We start from the raw sequence: 20,489 nt of genomic DNA on the forward strand, positions 1-20,489 counted from the left end.
GAGAAGACATTTGATGGATAATGAATATTTTGTAGGTTGGGGCACACTTGCCTTGATTAATGCCGGACTGGCTCAGGGAAAAAACAGAAGTGGTCGGAACTGGTTTCTGATTTCCCTGTTATTTGGTCCGTTGGCAACTCTTTTTATTGTGGTGTGGAATAAACTGGACTAATTCAACGATCGATATTCCGATGCATACAACGATCGATCATCCAGAATACAAGGGCTGCTGCACTAACGCCAGCACCTAACCAGCAAACGGCTGTCCAGCCTGCCCATGCATACACTTGGGTAGAAACGATGGAGCCAGTTGCACTGCCGATGGAATAAAAGATCATATAAGCTGCCGTCAGGCGGCTCTGCGCTTCGGGGCGAACTTCGTAGATCAGGCTCTGGTTGGTAACATGTACGGCCTGCACGGCGAGATCGAGCAGGATAACACCCAGGATCAGAAACCAGAGAGAATGATGGACATAACCGATGGGCAGCCAGGACAAGAGCAGAATGACAAGGGCGACACCGGTTGTTTTCTGCCCAAGGCCCCGGTCGGCAAGTTTACCTGCACGGGCAGCAGCCAATGCTCCCGCCGCTCCTGCGAGACCGAATGCACCTATGACTGTATGAGACAGGGACAGTGGAGGGCTACTTAGTGGCAGTACCATAGAAGTCCATAAGATGCTGAAGGCTGTAAAAATCAGCATGGCCAGCACACCTCGTACTCGTAACACACGCAACTCACGGTACAGTTGCAAGACGGAACCGAGTAATTGGGTATAGCTTTGTTTTACCTGTGGGGACTGCTGCTTTGGGAGAACAAGATATAAGGCGACAACTCCGAGTAATGTAAGGCTGGCGGAGAAGAGATACACCGATCTCCACCCGAGCCAATCGTTCAGCGTACCTGCAACCGTTCGTGCAAGTAAAATGCCAATGACGATTCCGCTGGTTACCAACCCGACAATGCGACCACGTTCGGAAGGGGCTGCCAAGTGTGCAGCAAAGGCAACGAGCGTTTGCGTAATGACGGCTAATAAACCAACGACAGCCATGCCCGTGAATAAAAGTGAGCTGGATTGTGCGGTTCCTACGAGAACCAGTGCAAGCACGGATAAGAGCATTTGAATGATGATCAACTTGCGACGATTTAAGAGGTCACCAAGCGGAACAAGAAGGAACAGCCCCAAGGCATAACATATTTGAGTCACTGTGATGACAATCCCTATGGATGATGGAGAGAGGCTGAATTCTTGAGCGATGGAGTCCAGCAAAGGCTGAGCATAATAGATATTGGCGACCGCAAGTCCGCTGCACACGGCAAAGAGAAGAGCAACTAACCGTGACATGGCAGGACGATCCTTATTGGATAATTGTGCATCTGGAGAAGAAGTTTGCATGAGTATTTGTCACCTTTCTATTCTGTACTGAACGGTATGTTATGTTTCGGGATAACCATACTTTATTTGCGTGAATTTTGTCAACAGAGAAATGGGTGAGGGTTAAATTGAAGATTATTTACCAGAGAATACGACGATAAATAACGATGCGATCGCTTCTATTCCAGATTTTTTGATTCATTTATAGCTAATATAGCTAAAAACTCCTTTTCGGTTATTAGGTTTTGACTTTGTAATAAGAGTGAGGTTAAAATATATAAACATACTGATCAATACATAAAGAGGTGAATTGTATGGTTAGACAACGGGAATTTGATACGGATAAAGCACTCGATGCAGCGATGCATACGTTTTGGGACAAAGGGTTCGAAGCGGCATCTTTGAATGATTTGACGACCGCAATGGGCATACAACGTCCCAGTCTGTATGCGGCTTTTGGAGATAAAAAGGAATTATTTGAAACAGCACTTCGCAGGTATACCACTCAGCACGCGGCTCAAGTCAGAGCCAGACTTCAACAGGGCTCCTCCGTGCGGGAAGCCTTTCGTGGATTGTTTGAACATATTGGAGCAGAGGGGAGTGTGACCGAGCCTAGTCATGGCTGTTTTTGTATTAATACGATGGTTGAGCTGGCTCCACATGATCCCAAATTCGCTGTCCTTACACGGGAGCATCAGATGTACTTGGGTGTTCTTTTCGAAGAAACGATAGAACGAGGGCAACAGAGCGGGGAGTTGTCCACTGACATGAACGCGAGTGCGGTCGCACAGTCTCTGGTTGTATCCATGATTGGACTGACTGTACTGATGAAATCAGGACCGGACCGCTTATTTGTAGAGCAGAGCATCCAAGTTACGCTGTCTTTGCTGCAGTAATAGGGATTTATTCTGTTTAAAGTGATGCGGAGTTGCTACAATATAGACAAGAATTGAGCAGATATAGGAGGAGATCAGAAATGAATACGAAGTTGCGCTGTGCCGTTTTGGATGATTATCAGAACGTTGCGCTGACGTCGGCGGACTGGGGTCCGTTGATGGATCAGGTGGAGATTCAGACATTCAACAACTATATGGGCTCGGAAGAAAAAGTCATTCAGGAATTGCAGGATTTTGATATTGTAGTCCTGATGCGGGAACGTACACCGTTTCCAGAGAAGGTCATTTCGCAGCTCCCTAAGCTAAAACTTCTGATTACAAGTGGTATGCGCAACGCATCGATAGATCTCAAGGCTGCAGAGAAGAACGGGATTATTGTGTGTGGAACCGAGGGAAGCTCTAATCCGCCGACGGAGCTTACATGGGCACTGATTCTAGGGCTGTCCAGACAACTGGTTACGGAAAATAATGCACTTCGCTCCAATCGAAACTGGCAGAGCACTGTAGGGTTGGATTTGCATGGGAGAACACTTGGATTGCTCGGTTTGGGCAAGATAGGAACTCGCATGGCTGAGATCGCACAAGCATTTGGCATGAATGTGATGGCCTGGAGCGAGAATCTAACACGTGAGAAAACCGAAAAACATGGTGTGATCTGGTGCGAGACCAAGGAGCAACTGCTTGCACAGAGCGACATTGTATCCATTCATCTGGTATTGAGTGATCGTACGCGGAATTTGATCGGACAAGCCGAATTTCAACAAATGAAATCGAGTGCGCTATTAATAAATACGTCGCGAGCGGGCATTGTCGATCAGGAAGCTATGGTGGAGGCATTGCAGCGTGGTGTGATTGCTGGTGCAGGTCTGGATGTATATGAGCAGGAACCGCTACCTGTTAACCATGTGATGCGAACATTGCCCAACGTTCTGGCCACACCGCATCTGGGTTATGTGACTCGTGGCAATTATGAGATCTATTATAATCATACCGTAGAGAATATAGCGATGTTCCTGAAGGGAACACCGATCAGGCAACTGCATTCTTAGAATGAACGTATGCGGAGTATGACTCTGCTATAGTTATATAGAATCAACGACAAATAAGGTGCTGCCAGGAAAGAGTTAGACCTGAGCAACACCTTTTTAGTATATCTGTGTAGAAAACAAATGAAGGGACGGATGTAAAATACATTTTATCCCAGTGACCCATCCCCCTCACCAAATTTAACTGTGTGGTCCTCGCTGGGAAGAATGAATCATGGCGAGGCTTGATTCACGAACGATTAAGCGCGGTTCAAATTGGATGTGTTCGTAATCGGTCGTACTCATCTCCCGAATTCGTTTTAACAACAGCTCGGTAGCAAGTCTGGCGACTTCTTCGCCCATAATAGACACGGAACTAATCTGAGGAGACGTGACGGTTGTCCATTGATTGTTATCCACACCCACAACAGCCACATCTTCAGGTACACGAACCCCTAACTCCTTGAACCGATTAACCAATCCGATGGCAACCATATCATTAATGGCATAGACGGCATCTGGCATATGCGTAAGTCCGTAAAAATAATCTGCAGCATTGGCACCTGTATTTAATGAAAAGTCCTCACCAAAGTAGACGAGAGAAATGTCCACGTGACCTACGGCTTGCTCATACGCACGAAAGCGTTCTTCAATAATGTCCTTCGGTGCTCCCGCATAAGCGATTCGAGTCCGGCCGATTTTGAACAGATGTTCCATCACCAGTTTGCCTTCAGGTTGAGACAGAGAGACGATATCTGCCTTCATGCCCGGTTCCAGTTTTTTGCCGTAATTAATCATGGAGATAGGGAGCGGCGCTTTATCAATCAGTCCGGACAACGTTTTGGGGTACGCCAGAGGCATGAAGATTAGTCCGTCCACATGCAATTTCTTGACATTACGAATGGTTTCAAGCTCCGTTCTGGCATTGCCTGCCGTATTGATCTGCACGACATGGTACCCATGCTGCTTCGCCGTTTGCTCTACAGACCAGGAGATTTCCGGAATGATGGCGTTACGTATGTCGGGTACAACAAGAGCGATCTGGTGCGTTTGCCGGATTTTCAGACTCTGTGCCGAGGTGTTGGGTACAAAACCCAGTTCTTCAATGGCCTGCATCACCTTATCCCGTGTTTTACTGCTGATGCCTTCTGAATTGTTGATGGCCCGGGATACGGTAGCGATGCCCACGCCGGCACGCTCTGCAACGTCCTTGATCGTAAGTTTCTGTTCTTTCCTCAATGTACGGTTACCTCACTTTATCGGAAACGATTCCGAATTATTAGGAATATGTATGAACTTCACGATAGTTATATAACTTGATTATAACATTTGAACAATGAAGTATCCCGTGAATGGGCCAGATTTATGGCGAGGCCTGATTAAATTTCGATGGGACTGCAATAATATTTGTCATAATATATGTTAATAACAAGGATTACATCGTTTGTAATACCGTTAAGATCACTTGAATTAAAGTATAAGCATTCTAAAGTGAACTTGATATGATCATGAAATAGCCATATTAATGGAGAAATATGTTTGACAGCGTATCTAAAATGTGACATATTTAATTTACGGAAACGTTTCCGATTATATCACAAATTATGATCTGGGAGATGAAATGAATGAAAGCATTACGTTGGCATGGAGTCAAAGATTTACGTCTCGAAAATATTAATGAACCTCAGCCTGAAGAAGGAAAGGTCAAAATAAAAGTAGAATGGTGCGGTATCTGTGGCAGTGATTTACACGAGTACACAGCAGGTCCAATCTTCATTCCCGCTCAAGCACCGCATCCGCTAACAGGGGAACAAGCGCCTATAGTTATGGGGCATGAATTCTCAGGACAGGTGGTTGAAGTAGGGGAAGGTGTTACACGTTTCAAGGCGGGCGATCGTGTTGTGGTAGAACCCATCTATGCATGCGGACACTGCGAAGCTTGTAAACAGGGTAGATACAATCTGTGCGATCAGATGGGTTTCCTTGGACTCGCTGGAGGCGGAGGAGGATTCTCCGAGTATGTAACTGCTGCAGAAAACATGGTACATGCCATTCCCGATTCAATCTCGTATGAGCAAGGTGCGTTGGTTGAACCTTCAGCTGTAGCACTTCACGCTGTGCGCCAAAGCAAGCTGAAAGTGGGAGATACAGCAGCTGTGTTTGGTGCAGGCCCAATCGGACTACTGGTCATCGAAGCGCTTAAAGCTTCGGGAGCATCGGATATTTATGTGGTGGAGTTATCGGATGAACGGAAAGCAAAAGCCGAAGAGCTCGGTGGCATTGTGATTGATCCAACGCAGTTTAATGTCGTGGAAGAGATCCATCAACGTACACAAGGTGGCGTTAACGTAGCCTATGAAGTAACCGGTGTTCCACGTGTTCTGCAACAAGCCATCGATTCAACACGTATTGGTGGAGAGTTGATGATCGTCAGCATTTTTGAACAGGAAGCACCGATTCACCCGAACTCAATTGTCATGAAAGAACGTACAGTTAATGGCATTATTGGTTATCGCGATGTGTTCCCGGCTGTTATCAGTCTGATGGATAAAGGTTTCTTCCCGGCTGACAAGCTGGTGACCAAACGAATTTCGTTGGATGAAGTGGTAGAGCATGGATTTGAAGCACTGTTGAAAGAGAAAAATCAGGTTAAGATTTTGGTAAAAGCTGAATAGAAATCACAGACAGTAAGAACAAGTAGACAGCACATCAACAGATGTGATTGTCTACTTTTTTTGTATAAATAGGGCGGAATTTGTTGCATGTGCGGGTGGTTTTACATAGTATAAAAAGATACAAATTGTATCATCTTGGTGTGAAGGTAATGATGATGAAAAAATGAAGGAGGAAGCGGACATGCAGAGACATACAAAATGGACAGCCGTAATTTTGACCATTGTCGCAGGAATGAGCTGGATGCTTATGGGGAACTCCAAGCCGAAAAACTCAACAACACAACCCCCTGCGACGGAACGTGGGCTTGCCAAGGTGTCGAATGCACCGATCAGTTCAGCGGATGTAACATCGAAGATCGAACTGCTAGGCAGACCTTTTACCAAAACACCATATGCTAATAACGTCTGGGACATGCAACTGTACAACGGCAAGATATATTTGGGCCACGGAAATAGCAGCAATCTGGGCGTAGCTCCTAATTCAGGCCCTATCCCAGTCATTTATTATGATACAGCGAATGCAAAATTCAAGACCCAGTCGGTGACGAACAGCAACCCGGGCATCTTGCCATCAACGAAAATGTATGTGGATGAGGAACAGATTGATATCTACAGAGTACTAAACGATAAATTATATATTCCTGGCAATGATTCTGATAGTGAACAGTGGGAGCTGGGTAACTTCTATCGTCTGGATGGAGAGGTGTGGACCAAATATCGCAATCTGCCGCTGGGTGTACACGTATACGATTTGGCATCTTATCAGGGCAAGATGTTTGCCGCGCTGGGTACAGAGTCCAAACCAACCATTCTAATCTCTCATAATGAAGGTGAAACTTGGCAAAAATATGCGACTATTAATACGTTTGGTTTCCGGGCTTATACCATGTTCCATCTTAATGGCAAGTTATATGCATCTGGCATGATGTATCCTGCCAATAAAATATGGAATGACAAAACTAATATTCTGGAGATTAATGAAAAACTTGAGAAACGAGATGTTGTCATCTATGGTAACAAAATGCTGCCTGGACTAACCTATCAAACGGGCACGATTCCTTATAATAAAATAGGCAAAAATGTTAACTTCAATAACAAGTTGCTCTATATAGCAGGTGGCGTGTTTAATGATGGGCAGCTGCTGCCCAAATCTTTGAATGTCATGACCGACATCAATCAGGCAAGGCGAGTTAATCTCCCGGATGCCAAGGCGCTCCCAACCGATGTGCTGTTGCGTGATGGCAAGGTGTATGTGCTTACGTACACTCGCCAAAGTGCCAATCTGTATATCAATCGGGTCTACCAATCAACGGATCTGACCACATGGAATGAGATTTTACGTTTTAACCAGGACACCTATGCCAAGTCTTTCGAAGAGAACGAGGGTGACTTCTACTTTGGTCTGGGTACTGATCCGGATGTGTTATCAAATTCATCAGGGAAATTGCTTCGAGTGAACCGCAGCGATATCCCCGTGAATGCTAATTAAATTGGAAGGAAGATTATGGATTATATACTATGCTACATCCACATTATTGGTGACCGGGAAAATACTTTAAGATGTAGTAGAGTGCATGTCAGACTGCTTCGGTAGTGTGATCCAACAGAGGCTGCCGTAAGGTAGCTTTCTTTTTTTTCTATAAGAGTAGTTTGAATGCCCAACTTCGAAAATTTGAAAATAAAATTAAGAAACTATAAAATGGATAGAGAAATAATCCTAAACCAGTCAACTGGATTACACGTGTTACAATATACGAAAGCATGTCGCATTTCATGTGGATGCGGAGTTCCACACTTCCAATTGCAAAGGAGCAATGTACTATGAACGTACCTTCAGCATTATTCAAACCTTTCACCTCGGACAAGCTAACATTGTCTAATCGAATCGTTATGGCACCCATGACTCGCGGATTCTCACCAGAGGGCGTACCTGGACCAGAAGTTGCTGAATACTATCGTCGCAGAGCAGCAGGTGGAGTGGGGCTCATCATAACGGAAGGTACAGGCATTAATCATCCATCTTCGGTTAGTGGAGCGAGTATTCCATTATTCCATGGTGAAGATTCGTTGCAAGGATGGGCTAATGTAGTGAAAGCAGTACATGAAGTGGGTGGCAAAATCATGCCACAATTGTGGCATGTGGGTACAGCACGTCGTTCCGGTGACTTGCCTAACGCAGAAGCTGAGCCTGTAAGTCCGTCAGGGGTTAGCATGGCAGGTGAACCATCACGTGAACCATTAACGGAAGAGGAGATTCAAGGTCTTGTACAGGCATTTGCCCAAGCGGCAGCGGATGCACAGCGAATCGGGTTTGACGGCATTGAATTGCACGGAGCCCATGGATACCTGATTGACCAATTCTTCTGGGAGCAGACGAATCGACGGACCGACAATTATGGTGGTGATTTGGTACGGCGAACCCAATTTGCGGTTGAAGTGATTGAAGCTTGTCGTGCGGCGGTTGGTCCTGATTTCCCAATTGTGCTCCGGTTCTCCCAATGGAAGATGGGGAATTATGAGGCACGTCTGGTGGAGACGCCAGAACAATTGGAGCAATTCCTGGCACCACTTAGTGCTGCTGGCGTGGATATATTCCATTGCTCTACACGCCGGTTCTGGTTACCGGAATTCGAAGGATCTGAGCTGAATCTTGCGGGTTGGACGCAAAAAATAACGGGTAAACCAGCTATTTCAGTTGGATCGGTAGGTCTTGAAGCTGAATTCGTAGACAGAGCAACCGAGAACCAGGGAACAGGGGATGCCCATTTGGATCAATTAAATGAGAAGTTGGAGAACAATGAATTTGACCTGATCGCCTTGGGTCGTGTTCTGCTTAGTGATCCCGAATGGCCTGCCAAAGTTCGTGAAGGTCGCATATCCGAAATCATTCCATTTACAACGGAAGTGTTGCAAACACTCCATTAATAGAAGCCTAAGAACGTTTGGTGAAAGGTGAACTAACGCTGAACGGCAACGATTTACAACAAAAAGTAAAACAAAAACGAACAAATAGGCCGCCTTTGGGCGGCTTTTTGATCTTACTATACTAATAATTTCAACATATGAAAAATTCACAATAGAAATTCATTCCTGCACCGTTACTCCTTTTTACTCTCCACATACATCGCACACGCGCCTAGTCACAACACCATTAAGTTCCACATCTCAGGTTCCAGTGCAACCACTTTTTTTACCGCTTAAGTGTCTAAACAACGATTCAATCTTCAGTACGACTTATTTTGAAAATCCACCACCTTATGATAAGGTTAGGCCTGAACCCAAGGGTTGCCAAGATGACATTACATAAGGAGGATGAATATCCTTGCACAACTATAGGTACAACTCGAACAATAAATGGAGAAAACCACTGCAGATGCTGTGTCTTCTGCTGGGGATCGTACTGCTTTTATCGGCATGTGGCCAAGCACAGAAACCTTCCTCCGCAACGGACTCGAACACCGGATCGAATGCTGGCTCCAACTCAGGGCAATCTTCTTCATCGCCGGAGCAGAATACCGCTCCACCGCAGGAAGAAGTACCAGAGGAACCGCAAGAAGAAGTCGATCCGGTGCAGGAGCAGCTTAGTTCATTAACGTTAGAAGAGAAGATTGGACAGATGATACTGGCCGGTGTTCAAGGGACAACGTTGGATGATCAAGCCAAACAGATGATCACCGATCAAAAGGTAGGGGGGATTATTTTCTATGCCAACAATGTATCAACACTCGAGGGAACAGCCAAGTTTGTGAAGTCCATCAAGGAAGCGAATCAGTCCAACCCGGTACCGATCTTCATGAGTGTGGATCAGGAGGGCGGCAAAGTCAGTCGTATGCCAGAGACGGTGGAATCCATTCCTTCCAGTAGAAAAGTAGGCGAGACGAAAGACAGCGCGCTTGCTGAAACGATGGGCGAATTGTTGGCGAGACAGGTTCAGCTTGCGGGTTTTAATGTGGACTTTGCCCCTGTGCTGGATGTGAATAGTAACCCGAAGAACCCGGTAATTGGAGATCGTTCATTCGGCAGCTCGGCAGAACTGGTGTCACGTATGGGGATTGCAGAGATGAAGGGACTACGTAATGAAGGCATTATTCCGGTAGTGAAACATTTTCCGGGTCATGGTGATACGTCCGTGGACTCCCATCTCGATCTCCCTGTCGTGAATAAAACGGAAAAACAACTGGCCGAGCTTGAATGGATTCCGTTCCAGGCCGCAGTGAAGGAGCAGGTAGAGGCGGTCATGGTTGCACACATTTTGTTCCCGAAGCTGGACCCGGATCATCCGGCTTCCTTATCGGATGTCATTATAGGTGAACATTTGCGCGGGAAGTTCAATTATGATGGTGTCGTCATCACAGATGACCTGAGTATGGGTGCAATCGCAAAGAACTACAAGTTGGACCAGGCAACCCTAGCAACTGTTAAAGCAGGAAGTGACATTCTGTTGGTAGCTCACAGTTATGAGAGTGCCAAGACGATTTTTGATACGCTAATAAGTGCAGTAAAGTCAGGCAAAATCACCGAGTCCCGAATTGATGAAAGTGTATATCGTATCCTGGCATTGAAGCAACAATACAAGTTATCCGATGATCAGAAAGCTTCCGGAGACCTGAAGCAATTGAATGCAGATATTGTGGATTGGCGTAAGCAAATCGATGCTAGATAATAAATCCTGTGTTATGATTTTGCCAGAGGTGAGATCCAATAATGTATACCATTATGATAATAGAGGACGATCCCAAGATTGCGGGATTATTGAAATCTCATATTGAACGCTACGGGGACCGGGCCGTTCTGGTCGAGGATTTTGAGATGATTGTGCAACAGTTTGAGCAGGTACAGCCACATGTGGTACTTCTGGATATCAACTTGCCGAGTTACGATGGTTTCTATTGGTGCCGCCAGATTCGTACGCTGTCCACATGCCCCATTTTGTTTATCTCCGCGCGGAGTGGGAAGATGGATCAGGTCATGGCACTGGAGAACGGGGCGGATGATTATATTACGAAGCCATTTGAGCATGAGATTGTTATAGCAAAAATTCGAAGTCAGCTGCGCCGGGTATATGGGGACTATGCTGCACGTGATGAAGAACGCAAGGTGGAACTGGACGGTTTGGTCGTGTACTTGGAAAGACTGGAGATTCAGCTTGGTGATCGCAAAGTGCAGCTGACGAAGAAGGAAACGATTCTGCTGGAAACGTTACTGCGCCGCAGTCCAAAGCTTGTGAGCAGAGAGACAATCTTGGAGAAGCTGTGGGATGACTCTTTTGTGGATGATAATACACTCAGCGTTAACGTTACTCGGGTGCGTAAACGATTAGCCGAACTTGGTATTACGGACGCACTGGAAACGGTCAGAGGTTCGGGTTACCGATTGAACAATACCTGGAAGGCCTCTTCACCATCATGAGATTGTTTATACGAGAACATCTCGCTTTAACGTGCTGGGTTGTTGCCATCTTGTTCACCGTTGTTGCAGTGTTCTGGTATGACGGTTACAACGATTGGGTCACGGCTGCTTATGCCGTAGCGTTGGGATTATTTTTATACATCGGATATTTGGTGTATCGTTATTATTCACATCGTTCCTTTTATACCCGGATGTCACGGTCGATGGATTCGCTGAAGGAATTTGTACCATTGAACGAAACAAGTCCTTTATCACTGGCGCTGGAGAAGTTGTTGGATTCACAATACGGCCAGTATCATGCTCATCTTCATCGGCTGGAACAACGGCAGCAAGAATATCTGACATTCATGAACCAGTGGGTCCATCAGATGAAGACACCGTTATCCGTTATTGAGTTGACCGTGGAAGGTCAGGAAGATGATGATCCTCGGCTCGTAAGCATTCGGGAGGAAGCGGACCAGATGAGGCGAGGTTTGGAGACTGTGCTGTATGTGGCCAGGTTGGATACCTTCGAACAGGATTTCAGTGTGGAACCTGTGATACTGAGGACCGCTGGGGGAGAGGCGATCCATGAGCTGAAACGGTTCTTCATCCGCAATCACGTCTATCCAGAGATACATATCGATTCTGCGCTGGTTGTGCAATCCGATGCCAAGTGGATTCGTTTTGTCTTGGTACAGTTACTGTCCAATGCAATCAAATATTCCGCGGGCAGCGGGCAAAAGATCTATGTGCGTGCGTATGAAGCCGAACGCTCCATCATACTGGAAGTGCAGGATCAGGGCATCGGAATTCCGAAGTCTGATCTAAACCGGGTATTCCAGCCTTTCTTCACCGGGGAGAACGGGCGGCATTTCAAAGAGTCCACAGGCATGGGGCTGTATATTGCCAAAGAAGTGTTAACACGGATGAATCATAGGATTGATCTTGAATCTGTGTACGGCGAAGGAACGACTGTCCGAATTACATTCAACTCTTGAAGTGACAGGTTGAAGATAAGATTGGGACGTGAGTTCTGTATTTTTGTTGAAGAAGTGTGAGTGGAGTATATATTACAGTGTAAGTGTAAGTATAGACGTCTATTGCCTGATCGGGGCGAAGGCGTCTTTTTGATTTTTATGATGCAACCTTACAACATTGTCATGTTGATGAAAGGTTAAACCATAGGAGAATGGCCGAAACTTCGATAGACTATAGTCATAAGAGTACAGGAAAGGCCACGCACAATACGCATGCACACAGCATGAAAAGTAACTTGATTTTGAATTCATATATCACTAAGGAGTTGTAACCATGGAGATTTGTTCTGTGAAACAGATCAGTAAAATCTACAAAGGCATCGTATCTTATGAAGCGTTATCAGGTATTGACCTCAGTATTCAGGAAGGTGAGTTTGTTGGCATCATGGGACCATCCGGTAGTGGCAAAACAACACTGCTGAACATGATCTCAACCATTGATCATCCAACATCAGGCGAACTGCGGATTGCAGGGAAGAATCCGTTTGAATTGAATCAGGACGAACTCGCGCTGTTCCGGCGCAAAGAGCTTGGATTCGTTTTTCAATCGTTCAATCTGTTAAATACCCTGACAGTCAAGGAAAACATTGTGTTGCCACTGACTCTTGACGGTGTTTCGCTAGCAGAGATGAACACTCATGTTGAACATCTGGCAAGCAAGCTGGGGATCGAGGGTATTCTGAACAAACGGACATATGAGATATCAGGAGGACAGGCACAGCGTACGGCCATTGCCAGAGCGCTTATCCATTCCCCGAAGCTGATTCTGGCTGATGAGCCAACAGGCAACCTGGATTCGAAGGCGGCAAGAGATGTCATGGAGATTCTCGAAACGCGCAATCAGGAGGATCAGGCTACGATGCTGCTGGTCACTCATGATGCAGTAGCTGCAAGTTATTGCAGTCGGGTTGTCTTTATCAAGGATGGCAAACTGTATAATGAAATTCACTACGGCGATAATCGCGCAGCCTTTTACCAGAAGATTATTAATGTATTATCCCTAATGGGAGGTTCAGGACATGAATTTTCGCCAGTTCGCCATTAATAACGTTGTTCGCAACAAACGAATTTATCTGGCTCATTTTCTGAGCAGTACATTTTCCGTTATGATCTTTTTTACTTACGCATTGCTCCTGTTCCATCCTGATTTGAAAGCGGGGTTAAAGGGATCAAGTGGAACGGTTACGTTGCTTGCAAATCAGGGGTTTGTGATTGCAGAGATCATTATATTCATCTTTTCATTCCTGTTCCTGCTCTACTCCGTTGGTTCATTTCTGAAGACGCGCAAGAAGGAATTTGGTATTTTCCTGATCATAGGCATGACACGTAAGCAGATGAACAGACTTCTGTTTATGGAGAACATGTGTATCGGATTAGCTTCCATCATTACCGGGATTGGACTCGGAATTATTTTCGGCAAATTGATTCTGCTGATCTGTGGCTCCATGCTGGCTGTTGAGAACAGTCTTCGATTCTATTTTCCGCTAAAAAGCATTGCCCTGACGGCAGGTGCATTTCTGCTGCTGTTTGTTGTGATCGCGATGTCCTCATCCTTGCTCATTCGCAAAGGAACTCTCATTGACCTTGTGAAATCAGAGGAAAAACCGAAACCGGAACCCAAAGCCTCACGTCTACTCGCCTTGTTATCCGTATTGTTGATTGGTGGGGGTTATGCAGGAGTATTCACTTTTGTATGGATAAGCTTCTCCTTTCCGTTATTACTCGCAAGTGTCGTGGTTGTTATTGCAGGTACGTACTTTCTGTTCACGCAGCTCAGTGTATACATCATTCGGGCACTGAAAAGAAATCCAAGGTTGTTTTTCCGTAAAACCAATCTGCTCTTCCTATCTGAACTTACCTATCGAATGAAAGATAACGCCATCATGTTTTTCATGGTAAGTATCATCTCGGCTTCTTCATTTACGGGAATTGGAACCATGCTTGCTATTGCTGACCCGGGGTTGTCGTCCATGTCGAATCCGTACGCATTCAGTTATATGAATAACTGGTATACTCCCAACTCCGAGCGACATATTCGGCAGATTGAAGAAACGTTGATTGATCATCAAGTTCCCTACGTGAAGGGCAGTTATGCTCCTATAGGTGAAAATAATAATGGGAATATTATCAAACTGAGTGATTATAACCGTCTTGCGAAGGCACTGGGGTATGAAGAACGTACGTTGAAACAAATCGATGAGTCATTTATGACACCAAGCAATTTGGCGATGCGCAAGGAGTACCGTGAACAGGTTGAAAAAGGAGCCTCGGGAGGAAAGATCAATCTGGAGGTTGATAATCAGCACATACCTGTCCAGCTATCGACACCTGGTACCGATATTGTGATTCCTTTTCAATATGAAATTTATCTCTACGTCGTAACCGACGAATTGTTTAATAAGATGAGACCTGCGTACAACGAGGAAGTTGGCATGCCTGAAGGTTTCTATTCGAGTCGAACGATACAATTTATCGTGAAAGATTGGATGGGTACACGCAGCTTTGCTCCTGAATTGATCAAATCCATTCAAGATGATCATTCCGAAAAAGGTTATTACGAGGTCAGCGCGCTTGTGGTGGACTGGCTTAATTCCAAGCAGACCAATGGCATCATTCTAATTTTGAGCGGTCTGATCGGCATTGTTTTCTTCACCTTTGCAGCAAGTTTCACGTATTTCAGACTTTACGCAGATCTAGAACGGGATGAAGCGCAGTATCGCATGATTGGCAAAATGGGACTGAGTCGTCCCGAACTCCGTAAGATCGTAACAAGGCAGCTATTGCTTATGTTCTTCCTGCCGATTCTGGTGGCGGTCATCCACAGTTCGGTTGCCTTTGTGGCGTTGCAGCAACTGGTTGATTTCTCGGTCTTTGGATATAGCCTGCGCATCTTCTTGGTGTTTGCTTCCATGCAGATTTTGTATTTTGCACTCGTGCGCTGGCGGTATCTGCGTCACATGTATTCCAAATTAGTCTAAAATAGCATGGCCTAACAGACACCGGACTCTTCGCTCGGTGTCTGTTGACTTTTCTATCCCTGGCACAGTACTATTTTGTTAGATACAGAATGTATCATTACATAGTTTCTCAAGCAGTTAGAAGGATGGAGTTACAGAAATGTCAGGCCGGTGCCTGAGAGGGAGGACATATCATGAGTATCACGATGTCTCGTGGACAAGCTTACATTCAACGTTTGAATGATGAGCGGAATGTATGGCTGGACGGAGAACGTATCCAGGTAACTGGGCATCAGGCCTTTCAGGGAACACTTCAAACCATAGAAGGATTGTTCAATCTGGTGGATGACCCGGAGACAAGGGAAACCGTGGCCTATTGGGACGAACAGACGGGAAGTTACGTGCATCGCTCTTTTCTTGTGCCTCGTTCACTTCCTGACGTAAACAGCAGGGCGGATGCTTTTCGGCTCTGGGCCGATCGGACGTACGGGGTGATGAGCCGATTGTCTGATTATGCCCGATCCCGGCTGACAGGTTGGTATGCAACACGACAAGAGATGACAGCGCATGACCCGGCATTTGCAGACAAAATATCCGCTTATTTTGAACAAGCCAAACGAAAAGATGCATTCCTGACGATTGTCCAGCGGGACCCGCAGATTAATCGTTCCTTGCCTGTTGGTGAAGATGAGGATGCCATGCTACGGATTATCAAAAGTAATACGGAGGGCGTAGTCATTCGCGGGGCCAAAATGGTGGCAACAGCAGCGCCTTATGCCGATGATATCATTGCTTATCCCGTTCAACGAATTCCAGGCCACCTGCCAGAGCTGGCCCATATGGTAATTGTACCCGCGGACAGTCCGGGCTTGCACATGATGTGTCGTGAATCTTTTGCCACAAAAGATACAGATAAATCACATCCACTCAGTGCGCAGTATGATGAGATGGATGCTGTATTATTTTTTGATGATGTATTTGTGCCCTGGGAACGTGTATTACTGCACAATAACCCTGAAGCCGTATGGCAGATTCGCTGCAATACAGCTTCGGCCAGTCTGGCCTACCATCAGAGTGTCATTCGATTACACTCGAAACTGGAGTTCATTACAGCCGTGACCTCATCCATTGCCAAGGAGATTGGGGTGGACTCTTTCCTGAATGTGCAGGAACAACTTGGAGAGCTGATCAGTCAGATGCAGACTATCGAGGGACTGATTATTGCTGCTGAAGCACAGTCCAAGCCGGACACATTTGGCAACTGGCTGCCGGAATTCAAATATATTGAAACTGCACGTAATCTGGGCAATCGCTATTACCCCCGCGCGGTGGAGATTTTGAAGACGATTGCTGCGGGTGGTCTGATTCAGATTCCTTCAGGTACGTTTGAGATGAATGAAATGATGGGTTCCATGATAGGCAAATATCTTGGTGGAGTAACGATGCAAGCCCCGGAGAAGATTCGACTCTTTCAACTCGCATGGGAGCTGACCGGAAGTCCGCTCGGAGCAAGGCATGATCTATATGAACGGTTCTACGCGGGTGATCCCGTGCGCAATCGAGCGAACCAATATGTGCAGTATGACAAGGAAAGCTTATTGGGGAAAGTGGAGCCGTGGCTACGCTCGCTTAAGGACTGATCTGATGATCTAATACAAATGGTCCGAATGAAGATTGAAAAGCCTGAATGAAGAACGAAAAGCTTGAATGTAGGCTGAAAACAGCCCTTTTTTAGTTGATGCCTTGGCATGAGCCAGGGCTCTATTTCTATTTATTTAGATTATCTTTAGAAATGATTTAGGTTGAATTAAGAGACGTAGTATATAGTAATAATGTAGAGATAGGCATAGAGTATAGGAAATGAGAGGAATAACATGAGATACACCGTATTAATTGCGGATGACGAACCAGAGATTGTTGAACTGCTTCAACTATATCTGGAGAAGGACTATACCATTAAAACTGCGGTGAATGGAGCCGAGGCATTACAATGCATACGTTCAACACAGATAGATCTGGTCATACTGGACATCATGATGCCTGTAATGGATGGATTGCAGTTGATCAAACAGATCAGAGCTACATATCACATGCCTGTACTGTTCCTATCCGCTAAAAGTCAGGATCACGATAAAATCCTTGGACTTGGACTTGGGGCAGACGATTATATAGCGAAGCCGTTCAACCCGCTTGAGATTGTTGCCAGAGTAGAGGCGTTGCTCAGAAGAGTTAATCAATTTGATGCAGCGGAGATCCCCGAAGCGAAAGAACAGAATCTGGTATTAGGTGATCTGAGGCTGGATCGATCCCAATGTATCCTTTTTCGTTCAGGAAATCCTGTAACATTAACCTCTACAGAGTATAAAATTATGGAATTGTTGCTCGATCAACCTGGCCGAGTGTTCACCCGTAAAAAAATATACGAAGCAGTCTGGGGTGATTATTATGCGCACGAGGACAGCACGATCATGGTACATATCAGCAATATTCGGGAGAAGATCGAGCGTGACTCCAGACAACCGGAATATCTCAAAACGATAAGGGGACTGGGATACAAAATTGAAGCGCCCATGGAAAGCTAGAGAAAAGCGACTGTTGCAGACATCCCTGACTTTGGACTTCTTGCTGTTCAACTTCTTTTTACTGTTACTGGTATTGATTGTGTATCTTATGGTTTCACTTGATGTCGTGGATTTTCGCATTTCGGATCAGGTGGTAGACCCGAATCTGAATGTTGAAGCCCATGTATATGTGGAGGAGCTGGAAAACGAATTTTATTCCGGTGGAGGTTCGGTGTCGAAAGGCAAAGACACAGAGATTCAACGTCTCAAGGATAGCGGGGGCTGGATTGAAATTCTGGATGGGAATCGCAATGTCATTCATCATGTGGGAGACAAGCAAGATGCGTTCACACAATACAGCGAAGCTGATCTGTATGATGGACTGGAAAATCGGAGTGACCAGGAATACTATTATTCGATCACTCCTCTCTCGACAGAAGGAGCGGCAGCGTATGTATTGCTCAAAATCCCGCGTGATCTGGTCAGCGTGCGAATTAATGATAATCAGTTGATTACCAATCTGAAACATCCACTATCCTTTTACATTATGATTGGCATCGGTTTGGTTTTATTATTGATCTTTGTCTATAGCTATTGGGTCGCACGGAGAATCAAAAAACCACTCAGTATTCTCTCCTCGGGTCTTACGCAGATGATACAAGGAAATTATAGTACGCGGATGTCGATCTCAGCCGAGAGGGAATTTGTCCAGATTGGTGAGACCTTTAACTACATGGCGGATGTCATTGAAAATACCTCTGCGGAGAAACGTTACGCGGAAGAGAGCAAACAGCGACTGATTGTAGACTTATCACATGATCTGAAGACACCGATAACATCCATACAGGGATATGCGCAGGCATTGGTGGAAGGACGTGGGGAGGACAAGGATAGGCAGCAAAGATATCTGGGATACATCTATAACAAGTCTGTTCAAGTTGCACGCATGATACAGAATATGCTGGAGCTGCTCAAGGTGGATTCGCCCGATTTTCGCATGCATATTCAGAGAAGAGAGATTGGAGAATTCCTGCGCGAGATTATGGCAGATACCTATGGGGAGATTGAACAGAAACAGTTTGTCCTTCATGTACTTGTTCCTGATGAGGTGATCTACGCGAGGTACGATCCGGAGCTGTTATCCAGAGTCATCCAGAATCTGATTACCAATGCTCTGTCTTATAATCCAATCGGGACCGAACTGCGCGTCGAACTCATTCCGCTTCATACCCATGTGGTGATAGAGGTGGCAGATAACGGAGTGGGCATACCACAAGAACTGTGGTCAACGATCTTTGACCCGTTTGTACGAGGGGATGAGGCGCGGACAGCGACCGGAGGCACCGGACTTGGTTTGTCCATCGCACGAAGTAATACGGAGAAAATGGGCGGACGGCTGATCCTTTCCCGGCGTGGGCGAGAAACCACCGTGTTTAGCATTGAGATTCCAAATTAAATAAGAGAAGAAATGTCCATGTGGGGGGAAATATTTTGTTCAAAGTAAATACGTTTGTCCGGTTCAGTATTGCACTGGCGCTGATATTGGTTAATATCTATTTATTATCACGTGTAAGCTTCATCTTTCAGCCGCTCGTCACCATGATCACGGTCATTACCGTGCCGATGATGTTGTCGGTGTTCTTTTATTATCTGCTAAGGCCGCTTGTGAATTATATGGAGAAAAAGAAAATAAATCGCACGCTAAGTATTTTGCTAATCTATCTGGTTATTGCTATTCTGGGAGTGTTCTTCATCATTGGTTTATGGCCATCGTTACGTGAGCAACTGATCAATCTGGTCGATAACGCACCAAGTTTAATTAATTCATTAAGTGAACAGCTGAGAGAGCTGGAGCAAAATGGTGCCATTCAGGCCTTGTTCCCTGAGGGCTCGACACCTTTCTCCCAGATCACGGAGTATATCAACAAAGGATTTAACTTTGTAACCAACTATGTAAGTGGATTCTTCTCACTTGTTTCCAGTTTTGCGATCATCTTGTTTACACTACCGATCCTTTTGTTCTATATGCTGTTACAAGGCGAGAAATTTGGTCGTAAATTGGCACATATCGCTCCAAAACGTTTCCAAAATGACAGCCGTGATGTTGTAATTGAGATTGATCAGGCGTTGAGTGGTTTTATCGTGGGAAGAGTTTTGGTCAATCTGGCGCTGGGTGTACTGATGTATATCGGTTTCTTGATCATTGGACTGCCGTACGCATTACTGCTCACGGTAATTGCGGTCATCATGAACTTTGTTCCGTTTATCGGAGCGATTGTGTCATCCGTACCTATTGTGATCATGGGTCTCGTGGTATCACCATCAGTTGCCATCTGGTCTCTGATTATTATTCTTGTTGCTCAGCAGATTCAGGACAACCTGGTTGCACCGTACGTATTCGGCAAAAAGCTGGATATTCACCCGCTCACGACCATCATTCTGGTGTTGGGTGCAGGCGACCTGGGTGGGATTATTGCCATCCTGATTATTATCCCGGTTTATATGATCGTTAAAATTCTTTTGGTTCGAATCTATAACATGTTCTTTAAGGACAAATGGCAGAATGCATAGAAT

The 20,489-nt window shown here is 45.5% G+C and carries 17 protein-coding genes; 15 read left to right on the forward strand and 2 right to left on the reverse strand.

Features of this window, described 5'->3' with window-relative positions; translation table 11 throughout:
- Nucleotides 1–10 precede the first annotated feature (10 nt).
- Nucleotides 11–172 carry a hypothetical protein gene (locus NSQ20_RS14510; protein ID WP_155985038.1) on the forward strand — a complete coding sequence of 54 codons (162 nt, stop codon included), beginning with the start codon at nucleotides 11–13 and terminating at the stop codon, nucleotides 170–172.
- A gap of 1 nt (nucleotide 173) precedes the next feature.
- On the opposite strand, the gene NSQ20_RS14515 is transcribed toward NSQ20_RS14510, so the two are convergent.
- Complete coding sequence (locus NSQ20_RS14515; protein ID WP_340032826.1) at nucleotides 174–1,394, reverse strand: MFS transporter; 1,221 nt, start codon at nucleotides 1,392–1,394, stop codon at nucleotides 174–176.
- Between the two features lie 293 nt (nucleotides 1,395–1,687).
- Between NSQ20_RS14515 and NSQ20_RS14520 the strand changes: the two genes are divergently transcribed.
- Together NSQ20_RS14520 and NSQ20_RS14525 are read left to right on the forward strand one after the other, a co-directional pair.
- Complete coding sequence (locus tag NSQ20_RS14520) at nucleotides 1,688–2,269, forward strand: TetR/AcrR family transcriptional regulator (protein WP_340032827.1); 582 nt, start codon at nucleotides 1,688–1,690, stop codon at nucleotides 2,267–2,269.
- Nucleotides 2,270–2,349: 80 nt separating this feature from the next.
- Entirely contained in the window at nucleotides 2,350–3,318 is a 969-nt protein-coding gene (locus NSQ20_RS14525; RefSeq protein WP_340032828.1) for a D-2-hydroxyacid dehydrogenase family protein, read from the forward strand.
- A gap of 177 nt (nucleotides 3,319–3,495) precedes the next feature.
- Here the strand turns inward: NSQ20_RS14525 and NSQ20_RS14530 are convergent, their stop codons facing one another.
- Nucleotides 3,496–4,533, reverse strand: a complete 1,038-nt coding sequence (locus NSQ20_RS14530; RefSeq protein ID WP_340032829.1) for a LacI family DNA-binding transcriptional regulator — start codon at nucleotides 4,531–4,533, stop codon at nucleotides 3,496–3,498.
- 386 nt (nucleotides 4,534–4,919) lie between these two features.
- Here NSQ20_RS14530 and NSQ20_RS14535 point away from each other — a divergent pair, with 386 nt between their 5' ends.
- From NSQ20_RS14535 to NSQ20_RS14590, 12 genes are all read left to right on the forward strand, one after another.
- Complete coding sequence (locus NSQ20_RS14535) at nucleotides 4,920–5,969, forward strand: 2,3-butanediol dehydrogenase (RefSeq protein WP_340032830.1); 1,050 nt, start codon at nucleotides 4,920–4,922, stop codon at nucleotides 5,967–5,969.
- 181 nt (nucleotides 5,970–6,150) lie between these two features.
- On the forward strand, nucleotides 6,151–7,458 hold the full coding sequence (locus NSQ20_RS14540) for a hypothetical protein (protein ID WP_340032831.1): 1,308 nt from the start codon (nucleotides 6,151–6,153) through the stop codon (nucleotides 7,456–7,458).
- A gap of 332 nt (nucleotides 7,459–7,790) precedes the next feature.
- On the forward strand, nucleotides 7,791–8,894 hold the full coding sequence (locus NSQ20_RS14545; RefSeq protein WP_036608606.1) for an NADH:flavin oxidoreductase: 1,104 nt from the start codon (nucleotides 7,791–7,793) through the stop codon (nucleotides 8,892–8,894).
- Between the two features lie 397 nt (nucleotides 8,895–9,291).
- Nucleotides 9,292–10,632, forward strand: coding sequence for a beta-N-acetylhexosaminidase (gene nagZ, locus NSQ20_RS14550; protein ID WP_340032832.1), 1,341 nt, complete (start codon nucleotides 9,292–9,294; stop codon nucleotides 10,630–10,632).
- 41 nt (nucleotides 10,633–10,673) lie between these two features.
- Nucleotides 10,674–11,378: a response regulator transcription factor gene (locus NSQ20_RS14555; protein WP_047842720.1), complete on the forward strand. Its 705-nt coding sequence runs from the start codon at nucleotides 10,674–10,676 to the stop codon at nucleotides 11,376–11,378.
- Complete coding sequence (locus NSQ20_RS14560) at nucleotides 11,375–12,358, forward strand: sensor histidine kinase (protein ID WP_339286618.1); 984 nt, start codon at nucleotides 11,375–11,377, stop codon at nucleotides 12,356–12,358. Before NSQ20_RS14555 ends, NSQ20_RS14560 begins: the two co-directional genes overlap by 4 nt.
- Before the next feature lie 313 nt (nucleotides 12,359–12,671).
- The gene (locus NSQ20_RS14565) at nucleotides 12,672–13,442 is read left to right on the forward strand and encodes an ABC transporter ATP-binding protein (RefSeq protein WP_340032833.1); all 771 of its coding nucleotides are present in this window, start codon (nucleotides 12,672–12,674) and stop codon (nucleotides 13,440–13,442) included.
- Nucleotides 13,417–15,375, forward strand: coding sequence for an ABC transporter permease (locus NSQ20_RS14570; protein WP_340032834.1), 1,959 nt, complete (start codon nucleotides 13,417–13,419; stop codon nucleotides 15,373–15,375). The genes NSQ20_RS14565 and NSQ20_RS14570 overlap by 26 nt, the downstream gene beginning before the upstream one ends.
- A gap of 173 nt (nucleotides 15,376–15,548) precedes the next feature.
- Nucleotides 15,549–16,994, forward strand: a complete 1,446-nt coding sequence (locus tag NSQ20_RS14575; protein ID WP_340032835.1) for a 4-hydroxyphenylacetate 3-hydroxylase N-terminal domain-containing protein — start codon at nucleotides 15,549–15,551, stop codon at nucleotides 16,992–16,994.
- Nucleotides 16,995–17,228: 234 nt separating this feature from the next.
- Nucleotides 17,229–17,936: a response regulator transcription factor gene (locus NSQ20_RS14580; RefSeq protein ID WP_340032836.1), complete on the forward strand. Its 708-nt coding sequence runs from the start codon at nucleotides 17,229–17,231 to the stop codon at nucleotides 17,934–17,936.
- Entirely contained in the window at nucleotides 17,914–19,371 is a 1,458-nt protein-coding gene (locus NSQ20_RS14585) for a HAMP domain-containing sensor histidine kinase (RefSeq protein ID WP_340032837.1), read from the forward strand. Before NSQ20_RS14580 ends, NSQ20_RS14585 begins: the two co-directional genes overlap by 23 nt.
- A 35-nt stretch (nucleotides 19,372–19,406) precedes the next feature.
- Nucleotides 19,407–20,486, forward strand: a complete 1,080-nt coding sequence (locus NSQ20_RS14590; RefSeq protein ID WP_047842724.1) for an AI-2E family transporter — start codon at nucleotides 19,407–19,409, stop codon at nucleotides 20,484–20,486.
- Nucleotides 20,487–20,489 lie beyond the last annotated feature (3 nt).

This window comes from Paenibacillus sp. FSL K6-1122 (assembly GCF_037977015.1).
Taxonomy (GTDB): Bacteria; Bacillota; Bacilli; order Paenibacillales; family Paenibacillaceae; genus Paenibacillus; species Paenibacillus amylolyticus.